This is a genomic window from Streptosporangium sp. G12 (genome assembly GCF_052983175.1).
In genome coordinates, this window is sequence record NZ_JBRIQO010000026.1 from 34425 (window position 1) to 49623 (window position 15199).

The following is a 15199-nucleotide window of genomic DNA, read 5'->3' on the forward strand; positions in this document are numbered from 1 at the left end:
TTGGCGCTTCTGGCGGCCCCGCTTACGTGTCAGGCCGCGACCTCACCGGACGGTGTGGTCTGGTCGGTGGGGTTGGGCGGCTGTTCCGCGTGGAGGCGCTCGCAGTTGGCCAGGTAGCGCGCGGAGGCGGTGAAGATCTCCCGCGCGAGGGTCACGTCCTGCTCGGTGACCGGCCCGCCGCCCGTGGTGGTGACCGTCATGTGTGCCTCAGTGCTGGACAGGGCCAGGAACGGTCGCTCCCCGTCGCCCCCGAACGCCTTGGCCGACATCTCCGAGGTGCAGAAGGAGACATCGAATCGGGTGACGCCCTCGTGAATCGACGCGGTGACGTAGGTGTAGGGTTTGTGTTCGCTCACGCCGCCACGTCCTTACCGGCCGTCTCCTTGACCGGCGCCGGAGCGCTCTGCCGAGCGGGAGCCGTGGCGGTGCGGGGAGGACGCATCGTGGTTGCTCGGATGGACCAGGCCAGGCGTCCGGTGTTCTGGTTGACGTAGGCGGTGGCGGTCATGCCGTCGAACTCCACCGGCACGAACGGCAGGCCCGGCAGCGCGGCCGGAACGACGGGCTGGATGGGGGACAGGATCTTGACCGAGACCGTCTTCTGGCCGGCCTTCACGGTCGGGTCGGCGTCCATGACGGCGACCTGCCACACCAGCTCTCCGGTGTTCTTGTCCTTGGCGTAGACGGTGCGGCCCTTGGACGAGGCGTCGAAGTCCTTGACCTGCTCGACCTCGCCGACGATGAAGCAGCCATGCGGGAAGACCTGTCCGAAGTGGACGGGGATGGGGCCTTGGATGGCCATGTCGGGTGTTCCTTTCACTTGGACGGCCGATGTTCGGTCGTCCACTTGTCCGATTGAGTTGAGAGTAGCCCACGACAACTTGTCCGCACAAGTGAATGAGTAGATCGGCGGAGAGAGGATGGCCATGTGTTCGGGACTGCCTCTCGGACGTCCTAACGGCGCTCGGTGCTCAAGGAGGATGCGCGATCATGTCGGTCATGGCCTCCATGACTTCGCCGGAGCATGACACCGCCGAGAACAACCGGATCAAGGTCTGGTTCCAGTTCGTGCCGCGAGAAGGCTGGCTTCCCTACAGCACCGAAGGGATCTGGGCTACGCGGCTCAGCGAGGACACCGCGCGCCTGGAGAACGTCCCTTTCCTACAGGAAGGGGTGGCCGAGGGAGATGTCGTGCGGTTCCTTACCAATGCCGATGGTCTCCACTGGTCCACGGAGCGCGTGGAGGCGTCGGGAAACTGCACCGTTCGGGTCCTGCCCGTTCCTAGCGGTCCACTCGGGACAAGCGCTGAAGCCGTGCACGAGCGGTTGGCACCGTTCGGCCTGGGGGGAGAGGTCTTCAGTAAGGAACTGCCGCTGGTCGCCTTCAACGTGCCGGCTGCCGCAGAACTCAGCCAGATAAAGACGCTGCTGACACGTGGCGAGGAAGACGGTTGGTGGCATTTCGAGGCTTCCTGTGTCACAGATGCCTGGCACGACGCCTAACTAGCTCACCGGGTAGACGTCCTGGAGCTCGTGAAGGTCACCGGGGAGCGCCACGCTCATCACTAGGAGCACGGCCCCGGCAGCATCATGCACGCTGGCCAGTACACCCATGACGGGCTTTGAAGAGCCGAGCAGCTCAGCCTCTTCCTTGGTGGGGTTGCGCGCGGTCAGCCGCTCGGTGACGTGGTCGAAGCGCAGATGCTTCACCGCCTGGAGGTGATGGCGCACCCCGCGCGCGAGCGGTTCGGGCTTGTCGACGTCGGTGCCCAATGCAATCTCCAACGGGAACCACAGGGTTTCCACCGCAGACAGCCGACCACCCTGTTTGGCCACTCGTCGACGCGAGATGACTGGGGTCTTGTCCTCAACACCGAGAAGGCGGGCGATGTGGCGAGGAGCCGGAACACGGGCGACGTCGGTGACCAGGTCGCCGTTCTCGGCCTGCTCGGCCACCGCCAGCCCTGGCCGGATGCGATCGACGGCACTCTCGGGGCGGCCCTTCACGAACGAACCACGGCCGTGCTCACGCTCGATCCAGCCTTGCATGGCTAGTGTCTGAAGCGCCCGGACTACCGTCGTGCGGCCTACGCCGAACTCTCTGACGAGCTGCGTCTCCGAGGGCAGCATGTCACCGGCCGCGTACTGCCCGGCCTCGATGCGCTCCTGAATCGTGCCCATCACCTGGGCATACTTCGGAGGGGCGAAATCCTTGCTCATCTTAACCGCCCGATCACTCTTCCACTTGTCTGCACAAGTACAGTACCGGTTAAGAGCAGCCCTGTCAGGACCCGCGACAGCAGGAAACAACTACCTGGCCAACCCTGCCAGAACTCTGATCCACACCACTCGCGCCTGAGCAGGCGACCATGCGTCACTGTGAAACACGGTCACCTTCCCTTTGTCCTGAACCGTCTTACGAATGAACGACAACCCGCCCGCATCGCACAATTCGTAAAACGTCACCCGATGCTCATGACAGGTCCAGGCCACTACCCGAACCCGCCCGAAACGCCGCGACCTGTGCCAGGCCAAAGGCATGCATCCTGGAGCGGCCGGAACGAGATGCTCGGACAGGCATGACATTCCCCGTCGAGAGAAATCCTCGCTCACGATTCCTGCCGCTCGAAACGCACCGAACCGGCCAGGTCCACGGTGGCGTGAAAGATCACCTGTCGTGACCAGTCGCCCGGCGCCAGGCCGAAGTCGTAGAGCCGCCGCGTGATCCGCCCCCACAGCGCTGGTTGCGGATCCATCCTGCGCAGTGCCTTGCGCAGCTCGTCCATCGAGGTCGCCTGCCCCGAGCTGGTGCCGCACGGTCCGAGCCGGTCGACGCCCTCGGAGGCGAAGACCTCCCACTCGAACATCTCGACAATGGGCTCGGGGCCGTCGCAGTACAGGCAGTCCTCCTGCGAGGAAACCGCACCTCCCAGAAACGAGGTCGCGACATGTCCGCGCCGCGTGACGATCTTCCAGCCGCGCCCATCGCATTCATCGCACTTAACCGGTGTTGTCATACCGGAAAGGATCGATGGAAGAACTTCTCAGCCCTATCCCACGCGTATATTCCACCAAGGCATATAGGGTCTCGACATGTAGCGACGCACCACCTCGGGAACCGACATCCGGAGGACGGAATGAACGGGAGCGCTTTCGAACCGATCAAGATCCCAACCGAAGCATGGGACCGTGAAGACAGCAGAGAAATCCTCAAAAATCGCGACGTAGCAGGACTTTTCAAACTCGCCGCGAAGTACGCAGGCGCCAGCCAAGTGGACATCGGCGCGGCAACCGGCCTGTCCCAAGGACGCGTCAGCCGGATCAGCCACAACCAGTCCCACATCACCGAGCTGGACGTCTACGAGCGCATCGCCACCGGTCTCGGCCTGCCCGATCACGCCCGCATGCTCTTCGGCCTGGCCCCCCTCGACACCGCATCCCCAACCGGCAACTACGGCGACCACCACCAGGAGCAGAGCGAGGAACTGACAGCCCGGATCAAAGCAGCCGCCGCCATCGACCCCACCATGGTCATGATCCTCACCACCGACACCAACAATCTGCGCCTCATGGACCGCCGACTCGGCGGCATCGCCATCGCCGACAAGATGCGCGCCCAGATCTCCCACGTTGAACACGCCCACCGCCACGCCGTACGCCCCGGCATCCGCGCCCAGCTCGCCCACGTCCTGGCCGAGACCGCCTCACTGGCTGGCTGGCAGGCCATCCACACCGGAGCGCTCAACGACGCCTGGAACCACTACGAGCACGCCAAAGCCGCCGCCCGCGAAGCCGACGACCCCGCCCTCATCGCCTACGTCTCCGGCGAACAGGCATACGTCCTGATGGAACTCGGCCGCCCAGCCGAAGGCACCGAACTCCTCCAGTACATCCACACCACCTACCGCGACCGCATCCCCGCCCGGTTACGCACCTGGATGTCCGCAGCCGAAGCCGAAGGCGCCGCCATCCTCGGCGACGAAACGACCTGCCGTACCGCCCTGGAACAGGCCGCCGCACTCCTGCCCGACGGCGACGCCGACCCCGACATGCCCTACCTGTCGGTCAACGCCCACCACCTGGCACGCTGGCGGGGGAGTTGCCTGGTGCGCTTCGGCGATCCGGGAACCGTCGAGGACCTGCGCTCCGCACTGGCCGGGATGGACGGCACCTACAACCGCGCCGAATCCGGCGTCCGCTGCGACCTGGGCCACGCCCTTCTCGCCCGCGGAGAGCCCGACGCCGCCCAACCCCACATCCAGCGCGCCCAACACCTCGCCACGATGACCGGATTCAGCCGGCAACGCCGACGCGTCGAGGAACTCGCCCGAGCCGTCAGCCGCTCGTTGCGCTGAGCCGATCCCGCGCCGCGAACAGACCGATCAACGTCCCCGACGTCCAGATGTCACCGCGGGCGATCATCGCCGGGATCTCCGCCATCGGCACCCACTCGATGAGATCCGCCTCGATCTCGCCGGTCGGGCTTCCGACCAGATCGGCACCCCGCACCAGGAAGAGACTGTGCTCGGAGTCGACCATGCCCGCCATCGGCTGGTAGGTGATCAGAGGCTCGATCTCCTTGGGCCGGTACCCCGTCTCCTCCTCCACCTCACGGGCAGCCGTTGTGATCGCCTCCTCGCCGGCGTCGACCAGGCCGCCGGGAAGTTCCCAGCCCCACCGGTCGAACAGGAACCGGTGCCGCCACATCATCAGCACTCTGTTCTGCTCGTCGACCACCACGGCGATCGCCGCCCGATCCAGATGCACCGCGTGATGCTCGAACCGCTCCCCGTCCGGGATTGCCACGTCAACGAGCCCCAACCGGATCCACCGGTTGTCATAGATGAGCCGTTCCCCGTGCACGATCCACCGCGACCGCTCTTCGTTGGTAGCCACACAGCGAAGTTACAGGCCCACACCTCCGACGTACACGGGCACGAGCATATAGCCGCACGTCATCATGAAGGTATCTGTAGTGGCCTGCCATGGGTTGGACACATGACGAGCACCGCTCAATGAGACTACACAGGGATATTTAATGCAACACTACATCAGATATATCAGTTGGAAAGTTGCATAGCTGGCATCAAGAATGCCAGAACAAGGACCCACATGAAGATAGTTGAACCTATCATGAATAATGCGATGTAAGTTTCGTGCCAACGAAAAAAATTCCGCCAACGGGGTTCGTTCCTAAACCCTGGACTGATGTATACATCAGTTAGAGCGCACTCCTCCTTTCGATAATCAAACCATGAAAGCATGCCTGCTACGACCAAGAGGACAGTGAAGCCAGCAATTAAAGACTCAAGCAGCATGAGTCCAATTAGACCGGATCTCGCCACGTTGGCAGCAATCCCAAAATTTTTGTAACCAACAAAAAGAGCAATGCCTGCAGTTGCAACTGCAGTTACTAGAGTCTGATATAAGGCAAGATATCTATGGGCATTTTCATTGATCGCATGAATTTGCTGAAGAATATATTTGTATCGCTCTAGGACAAACTGGTCCACGCCGTCCGAGGTCATTGAAGAGTGTTGCAGATATGGCTTAGCATACTTCCTTTTCAAGGCAGCTGACCTAGGAGATCTTCGGGCCATATTGCCACCGCTTGCTGTTATCGAAAATCTCCCTTCGAGCTGTTGGGACTTCTGGTAAACAGATCTCGAATTTCGTCGCATCTGCACTTCCATGACATGATTTAAGTCTCGAATTGGATAACATGATGATTGCCTACTTTAAATAATTATCCGAGCCGTCCTCTGCTTAAGAATAATGCGCCTACGCGCAGATATCCATCGCCATCAAGATATTGCAATGGCGTGTAAGACTCGTCATCAAACCAGATGAAACCGCGGGAAATTGAACTCCTTAGAAGTTGCTCAATTGAAGTCTCCCAAGCATTGGCGATAGCCTGAATGGTAGTTCCTGAGCAGCCATAGCTACCCGTCTGGTTCCACCAGGAAGATATTTCCATTATCTCTTCTGGAAACTTAGCAAAATTCCCTTTAGGGGTAGGGAAAACATCCTCGGGAAATATCCATTGTGGATGAGTGTTGAAAACAATAGCATTGCCTGGAAGCACAACTTCTCGGCCACTTAGCTGTGAAAAAAATTTAGGAGAGCCGCCCTTTCTGAAATATTGCGATAGATGATGCTGAGGAATGAGCGTAATAGTATCTTGTTTTTCTGCCCACTCTTTTAATTCTGTGCGCGTCATTGCCTTGTAGTCTGCAATTGCACAGGGAAGGTTCGGTGAGGAAACTCCGAAAGACTCAATCGTGGCGCACAACCATAGCTTGCGATCGTGATGATTACCAAGGAGAGGTATTACTCTTCCTGCCTGTTCGTCAATCCACCGTTTTATATCGACCGGTGACGCTACAGGGAAAGATGAATTCCGATCAGCCTTCTGTGGAAATCCTTGGAATGCGCCAAGAGCGCCATTGAGTTCAGCAGACGCAAAACCGCCTACGTAAACTTTAGCCGATGTTGACACGCTATAGCGATGAATATCATCGATCCCTAGTAGGGCATTGGGCGCAATCATGGCACGCCCGACTACTTCCCCGTCCGCGTTCTTTACTTCCGATGCGACGGTACTAAAGGACGTTCTAAGGGTTCTTTCAATATCAGTACCAAAATAGTAGACCATGTCTGATTTGTAAATTCGATCAAACAAATCCTCTAATGGAATATAGCGCCAATCATTAGCTCGGACTAGCCTGGCCGGAGAGTCTGATGCAAGACTTACGACATCAATATCAACCTCAGATAACGCACATAGTTCGATCAGCATATCGGTAAACTCTTCGCTTATATCCTCCTCGGCTGATTCTGGTAGAAGTCCGTTACGGTGATTCGGCGGAAGCTTGAGTCGAGCCTCTATAACGGTTCCTCCGATGCGCAATCTTTCGTTCTCTTGAGCAACCCTCAACAGGGGTCTCTCTTTAAAACCTGCAGGAAAGTCCAAAACATGAGTATTGCTTGGAGAGTCGAAATATTTCAGGCTCTTCACGTGCACTTTTTCGGCAATCATGAAAATAGAGAAAAAGCCAATGCCGAACCGTCCTGCTGGTGTGAATCCATTTTCCAGTAGTTTGGGATACTGCTCAAGCATGGATTCGGATCTCCATGATGAACGTCCAAAATCCGTCATAGAAGTGACGAGATTTTTGGCATCCATTCCTATGCCGTTATCGGATATTGTTAGCCACCAGCTATCTTCCTCATAACGCAATGACACTGTGACCACTGCATCACTACCGCCAAATGATGCCAAGCGTGCCTTAGTGGCATCTGCGGCGTTTGCTATTAACTCGCGAACTGCCACCTTTGGTTCATTTCCGTATAGATATTCTCCTCCAAGATTCCCTATCAAATTCTGTACTTGTGTCGCACGAAGGCTGGCATCCATAGGGTGCCAGTCTTGCGTCGGAATGTATCGCGCGAAGCGGGAAGGGGAATCAGCGCCAGCAACAGAGCGAGCAGCAAAGCGAGGCCGACTGTAGTCAGCACACAGTGCGTCCACGCGTCGAAGTTCGCTATCAATCATTTTAATTGTCTCAAATGCTAGCCACCACTCAGCGGCTTCGTTATGGCTAAAACCATTTGTAGACGTGTATTCCAGCCTATCGTCAACTACGAGTGGTCTAGTAATTCGCTGTTGAAAATGCCAGTGCTGTCCAGATATTCCAGAAGGCTTTCGGAAGGCATGAAGAAAAGTCGGGGCTCTTCGGCTGTCAATATGAACGGCATCCGCTAAGCGCAATATGCACGCTATCTTCAACGGGTCGACCGTCCATTCCGCAGGGTGTTGGGGCATGGAACCTCGACGTTGGGAAAACTTCTCACCTAGTAGATCTACATCCCACCAGTGACTATGAGCTATTTTGCCAATAAGTGTTCCGAAATCTTGCCTTAAGGCCGAGTCTTGTAGTAGAAAAAAGCTCGTTCCACCAGGAACTTGGAATATTTCATTTACGAGCCGTTCTGCTTGCTGAGCATGCTGCAAACGCAAGACACTCACTGCTGCTTCTTGCTCTTCTAGCATGTCCTGTATCGAGCTATTGGATGTCTTTTCCCGATCGCCCTTGATTGCAATCATAGCTCTAATGTTTGCGTATTGCGGATCTCGTTTTACGCAATCCAATCCTTCGGGATATGCCACAAGCCCCATGCCTAAGTCATGTAAGAGAAACGCGCCACCTAGGATAAAAGCTTCAATTGGATTGATTGGATAATCGTCACCACAGACTAGTGATGCGGTGTCCCAAAGGGAGTCGATATGAAGCATTGAATGGTCGGTGAACATTGGCATCGATATTGCAATATCATTTGCCAAGGGCTCTACTGTTGAACGAAACTGCATATATGAGTTCCTTAGCGTCTCTCTTTCCCGCTCATACTCATCCTCAGGAGTTGCGGCTAGAGTTCTGCGCCAGAGAGGAGTGCGTTCGAATTGGTGGTGGATTGACAATTTTCACCTTCATGATGGAGTTTGCGGTAAGCAGGGCAGAGTATTCGCTATCAAGTAGTGGTTGATGTTCTCTTGGGGCAGGTTACCGGATTACCCTGATCGTTACTGTAACTACTCAGAAGTAACACAATGTGTCGTTAATTGCGGATAACCGAATCATGGGTTATAGGCGATGCTGATCTATCCTGATGGCAGACAGCGCACAACTGGATGCTTACCTCGTTGCCGAATTGTCCTTGTAGGTATCAAGGGGCGGCGGCGCTGCGCGCCGTCGCCCGGCCCTGCGCCTGCGGCGCGCGCCGGGCATGCGGCCTGGGGGCCGGTCCCGACGCACGGGCAGGACTCCGGGCCGTCGCCGCACGCGCGCCACGCCGTACCGACGTCCCCGCCGGCCTTTGGTCGCGCCGCCGCCCCGATGCAGCCCGACGATCGCCTCATCGTGGTTGAGGTCTGCCGTGGTCGGGGGCGATCGAAGATCCAGGGTTCGTTCCTCACCCTGGCTCACCGGGGAACGAGGTTGAGCGCCGTTGCATCAGGAGGAATCAAGAAGCAAGAGCTTCCGGCATAGGTAGTCCGATCCCGGTGGATCGCCCAGCGCAAGAGCGTGTGGGAGTGCATACCAAGATCCGGGGTATGTGCGGGATGATCTCGTACGCCAAGGCTTCAAGCGGAGCTATACAGCCAGCTCAAAGGCATGCCGCAGTCGGAATCGTCGGCCCGCTGTAAAACCGTCGGCTCAGCCTACGCAGGTTCAAGTCCTGCACCTGCCACACCAGCGTAAAGAGGCCTCTCATCAGCAGAAATGCGGTGAGGGGCCTTCTTCGTTCTTGATCCGTGAGTCCCCGTGATTCCCCCTCGTTTCCCGTGAGATCTGGCACGCCTGTGGCACGTGATCAACCCTCAGTATTGGGCTTGGGCTACACGGCGGCTCTCACTCGTCGTAGAGAAAGCTTCGGACCTCGCGGGCAAGATTGGTCAGCTCCTCGCCCGGTGCGACATGGGTGTGGACCGTGGCGAACCAGATACCACTGGGGTCCTCGGTCCGATTTGGGAAGCGGAGGGTCCAGCCAAAGTTGACGGAGCGGCCCGTGTGGACGGCTTCGAGCTGAAGATCGGCCCACGGCGACTCCCACGTCCGCGTACCCTCCCATCCCGTGAAGTCGGCCACAAGGGAGTCAAGGAAATCCGCGAGTTCGCTTCCCCTGAACGTGTCAACGTCTACCTCGGCCTGCAGGCCGGGAGCCTCAACGTGGACGAGGAAGACCAACAGGGCATCCTCATCGGGGCGCTCGCAATGCGCCAGCCGGACAAACGTCTTCGCGGGTCCGAGGGGTATCCGCACCTCGGGAGTCAGACGATCAGAGCTCGGGTGACTCACCGTGGATCTCCTCCCACATCCGGTCCGTCAACTCGGCAAGCTGTTCGTGTGACAGCTGAGGTGAGGTCCATCTCGCCCGTCGGATGTGATCAACGAACTCGGCGGGGAGTGCCACGCCGTACTCCCGAACGTAGTAGGAGAGATCCCGCGGCCATGTCCACTCCCCGTCCGTGGCCATCTCCAAGGGGGCCACCCGCTTCTTCTCCGGGTTGATCACGTCGTCAACCATGGAACCCGTGACGGCCAGCACAGAGGCGGTCATCAGATAGTCGGCAATCTGCCGCCGATCGAGGTAGCGGCCCTGCCCTACCGCATCGACGAGAGATGGCCCATCTGGTCGACCATGACGAAGCTCTCGGAAGTGACCTGCTTCCCGCATCAGTTCTCCCTGAATTCAGCTCGGCCCGGCAAATCCCATAGCGGGGATACCTCAGTCTTCGTTCGCTGGGATCCAGGCGAGCGTGATGCCTGTCTGCCGTTCTCCCGTGCGGTAGATCTCTCGGGCGTCGCGTCCCTGAGCCCACCGCCGGGCATACGAGGCGGACTCAACCACAATGCCGTCGCGCACGATCAACCCAACGGTGGCACGGTGAGTAGACCACCAGATGAGGCCGTTCTTGAGGTCGTCACCCATGATCGAACTGTAGCGGCGGGATGTGACAACCAGTTTGGAAGATTTCGGTACACGGCTTCCCGAACTGCTGCGGTGCAGGTGAGAGGCGGTCTTCCCTTGCCCGTGAGTCCCAGTGATTCCCCCTTGTTTCCGGCCGTACTGGCACGCGAGTGGCACGGCCTGAGAACCCCGTGCGGACGCACACCCCACCCGCCGGATCTTCCCGTCGCCGTCGTTCCACCCCCCTGGCCCCGGTCTGCTCGGCCTGCTCTGGGACGACGGCGACGGGAAAATCCGGCTCTTAACCATTTACGAACCGGGCCTCTGCCTCTGGCGATCATCCCGGAGCCGGAAGCCCCCGCCGGAGGCAATAGACGGTATGGGGATGGATCGGGCAGGCTTGATCGAAATAATGATCGGACGCTGAGGACAGGGGCGGGTGGGCGAGTTGAGAGAGCTGTTTGTGTGGCTGTGGGGAGTGCTTTCGTGGTTGTTCTCGATGGCGGTGCTGTTCTTGGTGATTTATGTGGCGATAAGGCTGGCGCTCACGCATGATCGTCGGAGTCAGGTTCCGCGTCCGCGCGATGTGGCGGATGCGGAGCTGCGGGAGCGTGTGGCGGCGGAGAGAGCAGCACAGAAGCGAGAGGCGGAGGAGCGAGCGGCTCGACGGCGTGAAGCGGAAGGAACTGACGACGTGTAGCGGCGGCGGGCCGGTGGTCGGCGCGTTATCTGGGTACGGCGGGCGCGCGGTACGGTTACGGCCCGGGTCGCCGCCGGTCGGCACCGGCGCCCACGCCGCACGCCCGGTCGGCGGGCGGCAGAGGGCCGGGTACGGCGGCGCGGCGCGCCGCCGCTTGATACCCATAAGAACAATTCGGCAAGCTATTCGCTACGCTCTGCGTCCTTGCGCGCTTCGGCGATGAGTTCGACGAGATCAGCGAGGATTTTGGGGCTCGCCGCGATGGTGGCTGCGGAGTTCATGGTGTGCGGGCTGCCGTCCAGGTCGACGACGCTGGCGCCGGCCTCGCGGGCGATGAGTACTCCCGCGGCGGTGTCCCACGGTTTGTTGCTCATCATGATGAGGGCGTCGACCTTGCCTTCCGCCACCCAGGCGAGATCGATCGAGGCCGCTCCGAACATCCGGATGCGTTGCACGCGGACGACGAGTTCGTGGGTGAGTGCCAGGCGGAGACGGTTTTTCGTTTGCGCGTCGCTGCCTACGGCGTAATCACCCATGGCGACCACGGCGGCGTGAAGGTCGCCGGTCTCGCTCGCGTGGATCTCTTGTCCGTTGGCCTGGGCTCCATGTCCTTCTGCCGCGCTGTAGTGGGAGCCGAGGAACGGCAGTCAGCCACGAACGGGCATTCGCCGGCATCCCGGGTTCGGTTTGAACGAGCTGGTTCACTTGCTCCTCGCACCCGCGGACCTGAGTTGGCGGATGCGGCGGTGAGTTCCTCGGCTCTGATCCGGTCGGTGTATCGGAGCACGCAACGCCATCTGAATAACCGGATCATGCCCACCGCCCCCAAGACGATGCCGTAGATGAACGGTCCGGGAAAGACTGAGCCGACGATTTCCAGGAGCGTGAGGTCGGACAAAAGATGATCGTAAGGTCCTGTTCGCCACATCGAAGGCTCCTCCGGATGTGATCGCCATGGGTTGCGGTTTGGGTTGCAGTTCACCGCCGTACCAGCGCGTTCCAGGCAGGTCAGGAAGGGATGTTGGTCCAGGTGGGACCGTCCTGAACGATGGCGCCCCGAGCTGCTAATGCGGCTTAGGTAGGTGCCTGTCACCTGGAATCGCCAGTTAGGGTCAAGACGTGGATGAAGCCATGGCTAGTGCCGAAAGGTGGCGCGGACAGGTTCGGGCGCGAGGTTCCATCGAGCAGGACCGTGAGGCGTTGGTCCGGCTGATCGAGTACGACCACGATCCATTCGAGACCGAGCTGTATGAAAGCTCCTCCGATCCGCAGAACCGGTTGATCGACAGAGCCGAGAGGTCATATGCCGGTCAGTACGACCGTCGCCTACGTCGGCTGCGAGAGCGTGCCAGGCATGCCGAGGTCGATGAATAGCCGTTGCGGGATATGCGCGGGATGATCTTCGGTGGTTGGGACGAGGAAAGACGCTCCCGCCCTGGTGAGAGCCCCTGTCTCCGCTAGAAACGCAGCCCTCTTGAAAACCGCTGTGCCTCCGGCAGGGGCGTCCGGCTCTGGGACGGTCAACGTTTTAGAACGGAGTAGGTGGTCAGGGTGAGAATCTGGTCTTCCCGCTCGCCGCGTTCCTGGTGAGGCCGGCATCTCGACTCCATGGCCGACAAGCTCAACGCGGGCTGGTTCCGGATGGCGGCTGGTTCCGGATGGCGACGGAGTACGGCCTCTTCAACGATGACCGCGAGTTCCTGCTCGGGGTCACCTATACGGAAAGCGACGACGGGGACGATCGGGAGGCCCACAGAGGTTGGGCCCAGGTGCGACTCCTTGATGAATGGGACCTGGTCGCGAGCGAGGTAGATCAGCTGCGAAGCTGGATGGCGGCGATGTTCACAACGCGCTTCGTGCCGGAGTTCACGATGGTGTCCTTGGACGGGCAGATGATGATGAACACCACCGTCTGGGGCGACGGCACCGTCAGCACCATCGCCATACGCCCTCACAACGGCGCTCCGCAGACCGGGCCCTGATCCAAAAAATGCGGCCCAGTGCCGTTGGATGTGATGGTGAGGAGAGTGGAAGGCATTACTGGTGAAGAGGTCACCGCGAATCGCGTCAACGAGTGGTTGAGCGCGTGGCGGCTCAATCAGGGCTGTGCGCAGGATCATGATCGAGGTGAGGCCCGGCGGATCTGGGCACGGGTTGCTTTCGCCGCTCTCGACGGTGCCGAAGAGGCCGGCTACCCCACGAGGAGCGCAAACGCGAGTCGCTTCAATCTTCGAGCGTCGCTGATTGCCGATCTCGCTCCGGACGATGGTCCGTTGTGGAGCCCGGACAGGTTGGCCTCAGATGTCCTGGAGGCTCTGCCTCTGGGACTGGAACAGGCTAGAGACTGAGTGATCGATTGGCGCACCCGCCCCCGACACGAGATCTTGGCTCTGCGCACATGCAAGAGCTTCCTCGGCCCGATGGAGCTGATCGTCGATCGTCTGCCACGGACAAAAGCGGATCTTCCGGGATTCGGCTGCGGCGCCACAACCTGAATCGTTGTCGTCCGTGTCCGGGCGCTTTCACTAGGTAACTGACGTGTCGTCAGCCGGAGGACCCCCGTGTCGCAGTGACTGTTGGAGGAGATCACCACGCGCCTGGTCTCCACGACCACGCAGGCTGAACGCCTGCGGACGCAGCTGGCCGAAACCGAAGACGGCCTGTAACGACTTTGGGTCGCAGAACAGGTGGTCAAGGAACTCCTCGCCGGAAACGGCCCGGCCCCAGAGCTGTCCGAACAGGCCGACGACGCCGGGGACGACATGGCGCTGATGTACCAGGTGGCGCTATCCGCCGGTCGCGTGGCCGAGCCGTCCTCCGCAGGTCTGCTGACCCCTGCCGTCACCAGGCCCGTGACGTGCGCGATCTGCCCGCCGACTGTCAGGCGCTGCTTACGACGGTGCGCACCGCCGACGGTCCGGTGATCTGTAAGGCGATCTGCGAGCGGCTCGGGCCGCCTGTCGAGCCGGGGCAGGTGGAGGGGGTGCGGGCCGAACTGAACCGGCTGGCCGAGCGGGGGTGGCTGCGTAAAACTCCCGGCGGCGCGTTCGCCGCTGCTCCGACCAAGCCCGGCGCTGCGCGGTGCCGCCCCGCGTTGCCCCGGTGCTGATGGTGTCCGCAGCCCCTTGACCAGGGGGTTGCCCGAAGAGTCCGGGCACGTCCCCGGCAGGGGCCTGGCGGTGTGTGACCACTACCATGACCACGACGTCGGCAACAGCGACGTCCACCGGGGACGCGCCGTCGCTCGTCTGCAGCTGCGCCCTGCCGCTGTCCGCCCAGACCCTCACCTTCCTGGCCGACCTGCGGCGCGGCCACCTGAAGGCGATCGGCTCACGCTGGCGCAAGCTGCCCGCCGGGAAGATCGCCCTGATCGTGCTCGCCGTTCTGCGCCATGACCGGCGCCCGGCCGACATCGCCGGCGGCAACCAGGTCTCGGCCGCCACCGTGCGCCGCTGGGTGCTGGAGTCCGTCGTCCTTCTGGCCGCCCGCGCGTCACGGCTGGACCGTGTCCTGAACAAGACCGCCGAGCGGGGCGGCGAGGTCGTCTTACTCGATGGCACCCTGGTACGCAGCGCCGCCGCACGGGACCGGACAACCGTAGGAACCATTCGGGTAAGCACCAGGTTCATGGGTTGCTGGTGCCGGCTCTAACCGACCGCAAGGGCAACCTGTTGTGGATCTCCGCCGCCCGGCCGAGCGGCTCCAGCGAGATCACCACCGCCCGCCACGACAAGATCTGCGCCCGCCTGCGGGAAGCGGGGCTGGCCACCACCGAGCACACCCGCTGACAGACGATCGACACGCATGATCCCCGCCTGCTACCAGGGAAGGAGACGCTCCTGCCTCTGCCCGTGGTAAGGCCGGCGATCCATTCCGGAGGCAGGCCCGCATCAGGCCCGAGGAGAAGAATCATGGCGGGCGCGACGACGACGAAGGCGACGGCAATGACCATCCGCCACATCGTGGTCAGGGCATGAGCGGTCTCCTGAGCGGGGACCTTGGCGTTCAGCTCGCCCTTCAACTCTCCGT

19 protein-coding genes are annotated in these 15199 nt (G+C 60.6%); 8 read left to right on the forward strand and 11 right to left on the reverse strand.

Going from position 1 to position 15199, the window contains the following annotated elements; genetic code table 11:
• Positions 1 to 29: 29 nt before the first annotated feature.
• Positions 30 to 356 carry a hypothetical protein gene (locus tag ACVCAG_RS34115; protein ID WP_440082596.1) on the reverse strand — a complete coding sequence of 109 codons (327 nt, stop codon included), beginning with the start codon at positions 354 to 356 and terminating at the stop codon, positions 30 to 32.
• Entirely contained in the window at positions 353 to 802 is a 450-nt protein-coding gene (locus ACVCAG_RS34120) for a plasmid replication, integration and excision activator (protein ID WP_440082597.1), read from the reverse strand. Before ACVCAG_RS34120 ends, ACVCAG_RS34115 begins: the two co-directional genes overlap by 4 nt.
• Positions 803 to 990: 188 nt before the next feature.
• Here ACVCAG_RS34120 and ACVCAG_RS34125 point away from each other — a divergent pair, with 188 nt between their 5' ends.
• A complete protein-coding gene (locus ACVCAG_RS34125; RefSeq protein WP_440082598.1) occupies positions 991 to 1503 on the forward strand; it encodes a DUF4265 domain-containing protein in 513 nt (170 codons plus the stop codon).
• Here ACVCAG_RS34125 and ACVCAG_RS34130 read toward each other — a convergent pair whose 3' ends face one another.
• Complete coding sequence (locus ACVCAG_RS34130) at positions 1504 to 2220, reverse strand: GntR family transcriptional regulator (protein ID WP_440082599.1); 717 nt, start codon at positions 2218 to 2220, stop codon at positions 1504 to 1506.
• Between the two features lie 389 nt (positions 2221 to 2609).
• On the reverse strand, positions 2610 to 3017 hold the full coding sequence (locus ACVCAG_RS34135) for a hypothetical protein (protein ID WP_440082600.1): 408 nt from the start codon (positions 3015 to 3017) through the stop codon (positions 2610 to 2612).
• 255 nt (positions 3018 to 3272) lie between these two features.
• Between ACVCAG_RS34135 and ACVCAG_RS34140 the strand changes: the two genes are divergently transcribed.
• Complete coding sequence (locus ACVCAG_RS34140; RefSeq protein WP_440082601.1) at positions 3273 to 4355, forward strand: XRE family transcriptional regulator; 1083 nt, start codon at positions 3273 to 3275, stop codon at positions 4353 to 4355.
• Here the strand turns inward: ACVCAG_RS34140 and ACVCAG_RS34145 are convergent.
• The 6 genes from ACVCAG_RS34145 to ACVCAG_RS34170 form a co-directional block, all read right to left on the reverse strand.
• Positions 4336 to 4896, reverse strand: a complete 561-nt coding sequence (locus tag ACVCAG_RS34145) for an NUDIX hydrolase (protein ID WP_362698215.1) — start codon at positions 4894 to 4896, stop codon at positions 4336 to 4338. The genes ACVCAG_RS34140 and ACVCAG_RS34145 overlap by 20 nt on opposite strands.
• A 164-nt stretch (positions 4897 to 5060) precedes the next feature.
• Positions 5061 to 5513, reverse strand: a complete 453-nt coding sequence (locus ACVCAG_RS34150) for a hypothetical protein (RefSeq protein WP_440082602.1) — start codon at positions 5511 to 5513, stop codon at positions 5061 to 5063.
• A gap of 233 nt (positions 5514 to 5746) precedes the next feature.
• Positions 5747 to 8371, reverse strand: a complete 2625-nt coding sequence (locus ACVCAG_RS34155) for an HD domain-containing protein (protein WP_440082603.1) — start codon at positions 8369 to 8371, stop codon at positions 5747 to 5749.
• A gap of 1039 nt (positions 8372 to 9410) precedes the next feature.
• Positions 9411 to 9857: a DUF6228 family protein gene (locus ACVCAG_RS34160; protein ID WP_440082604.1), complete on the reverse strand. Its 447-nt coding sequence runs from the start codon at positions 9855 to 9857 to the stop codon at positions 9411 to 9413.
• Entirely contained in the window at positions 9838 to 10236 is a 399-nt protein-coding gene (locus ACVCAG_RS34165) for a hypothetical protein (protein WP_440082605.1), read from the reverse strand. The genes ACVCAG_RS34160 and ACVCAG_RS34165 overlap by 20 nt, the downstream gene beginning before the upstream one ends.
• 51 nt (positions 10237 to 10287) lie before the next feature.
• Positions 10288 to 10491: a hypothetical protein gene (locus ACVCAG_RS34170; protein WP_440082606.1), complete on the reverse strand. Its 204-nt coding sequence runs from the start codon at positions 10489 to 10491 to the stop codon at positions 10288 to 10290.
• 418 nt (positions 10492 to 10909) lie between these two features.
• On the opposite strand from ACVCAG_RS34170, the gene ACVCAG_RS34175 reads away from it, so the two are divergent.
• Entirely contained in the window at positions 10910 to 11170 is a 261-nt protein-coding gene (locus ACVCAG_RS34175; RefSeq protein ID WP_440082607.1) for a hypothetical protein, read from the forward strand.
• 182 nt (positions 11171 to 11352) lie between these two features.
• On the opposite strand, the gene ACVCAG_RS34180 is transcribed toward ACVCAG_RS34175, so the two are convergent.
• The gene (locus ACVCAG_RS34180; RefSeq protein WP_440082899.1) at positions 11353 to 11817 is read right to left on the reverse strand and encodes an inositol monophosphatase family protein; all 465 of its coding nucleotides are present in this window, start codon (positions 11815 to 11817) and stop codon (positions 11353 to 11355) included.
• A gap of 472 nt (positions 11818 to 12289) precedes the next feature.
• Here ACVCAG_RS34180 and ACVCAG_RS34185 point away from each other — a divergent pair, with 472 nt between their 5' ends.
• From ACVCAG_RS34185 to ACVCAG_RS34205, 5 genes are all read left to right on the forward strand, one after another.
• Entirely contained in the window at positions 12290 to 12544 is a 255-nt protein-coding gene (locus tag ACVCAG_RS34185) for a hypothetical protein (RefSeq protein WP_440082608.1), read from the forward strand.
• A gap of 284 nt (positions 12545 to 12828) precedes the next feature.
• Complete coding sequence (locus ACVCAG_RS34190) at positions 12829 to 13152, forward strand: hypothetical protein (protein ID WP_440082609.1); 324 nt, start codon at positions 12829 to 12831, stop codon at positions 13150 to 13152.
• An 875-nt stretch (positions 13153 to 14027) separates the two neighbouring features.
• Complete coding sequence (locus tag ACVCAG_RS34195) at positions 14028 to 14279, forward strand: hypothetical protein (RefSeq protein ID WP_440082610.1); 252 nt, start codon at positions 14028 to 14030, stop codon at positions 14277 to 14279.
• A 74-nt stretch (positions 14280 to 14353) separates the two neighbouring features.
• Positions 14354 to 14821, forward strand: a complete 468-nt coding sequence (locus tag ACVCAG_RS34200; protein ID WP_440082611.1) for a hypothetical protein — start codon at positions 14354 to 14356, stop codon at positions 14819 to 14821.
• Positions 14809 to 14958, forward strand: coding sequence for a hypothetical protein (locus tag ACVCAG_RS34205; RefSeq protein ID WP_440082612.1), 150 nt, complete (start codon positions 14809 to 14811; stop codon positions 14956 to 14958). Before ACVCAG_RS34200 ends, ACVCAG_RS34205 begins: the two co-directional genes overlap by 13 nt.
• Positions 14959 to 15199: the final 241 nt, after the last annotated feature.

Bases quoted from the DNA above. Each gene is read 5' to 3' on its own strand.
- ACVCAG_RS34120 (WP_440082597.1), bottom strand. From the start codon at position 802: ATGGCCATCCAAGGCCCCATCCCCGTCCACTTCGGACAGGTCTTCCCG.
- ACVCAG_RS34125 (WP_440082598.1), top strand. From the start codon at position 991: ATGTCGGTCATGGCCTCCATGACTTCGCCGGAGCATGACACCGCCGAG.
- ACVCAG_RS34130 (WP_440082599.1), bottom strand. From the start codon at position 2,220: ATGAGCAAGGATTTCGCCCCTCCGAAGTATGCCCAGGTGATGGGCACG.
- ACVCAG_RS34135 (WP_440082600.1), bottom strand. From the start codon at position 3,017: ATGACAACACCGGTTAAGTGCGATGAATGCGATGGGCGCGGCTGGAAG.
- ACVCAG_RS34155 (WP_440082603.1), bottom strand. From the start codon at position 8,371: ATGCAGTTTCGTTCAACAGTAGAGCCCTTGGCAAATGATATTGCAATA.
- ACVCAG_RS34165 (WP_440082605.1), bottom strand. From the start codon at position 10,236: ATGCGGGAAGCAGGTCACTTCCGAGAGCTTCGTCATGGTCGACCAGAT.
- ACVCAG_RS34170 (WP_440082606.1), bottom strand. From the start codon at position 10,491: ATGGGTGACGACCTCAAGAACGGCCTCATCTGGTGGTCTACTCACCGT.
- ACVCAG_RS34190 (WP_440082609.1), top strand. From the start codon at position 12,829: ATGGCGACGGAGTACGGCCTCTTCAACGATGACCGCGAGTTCCTGCTC.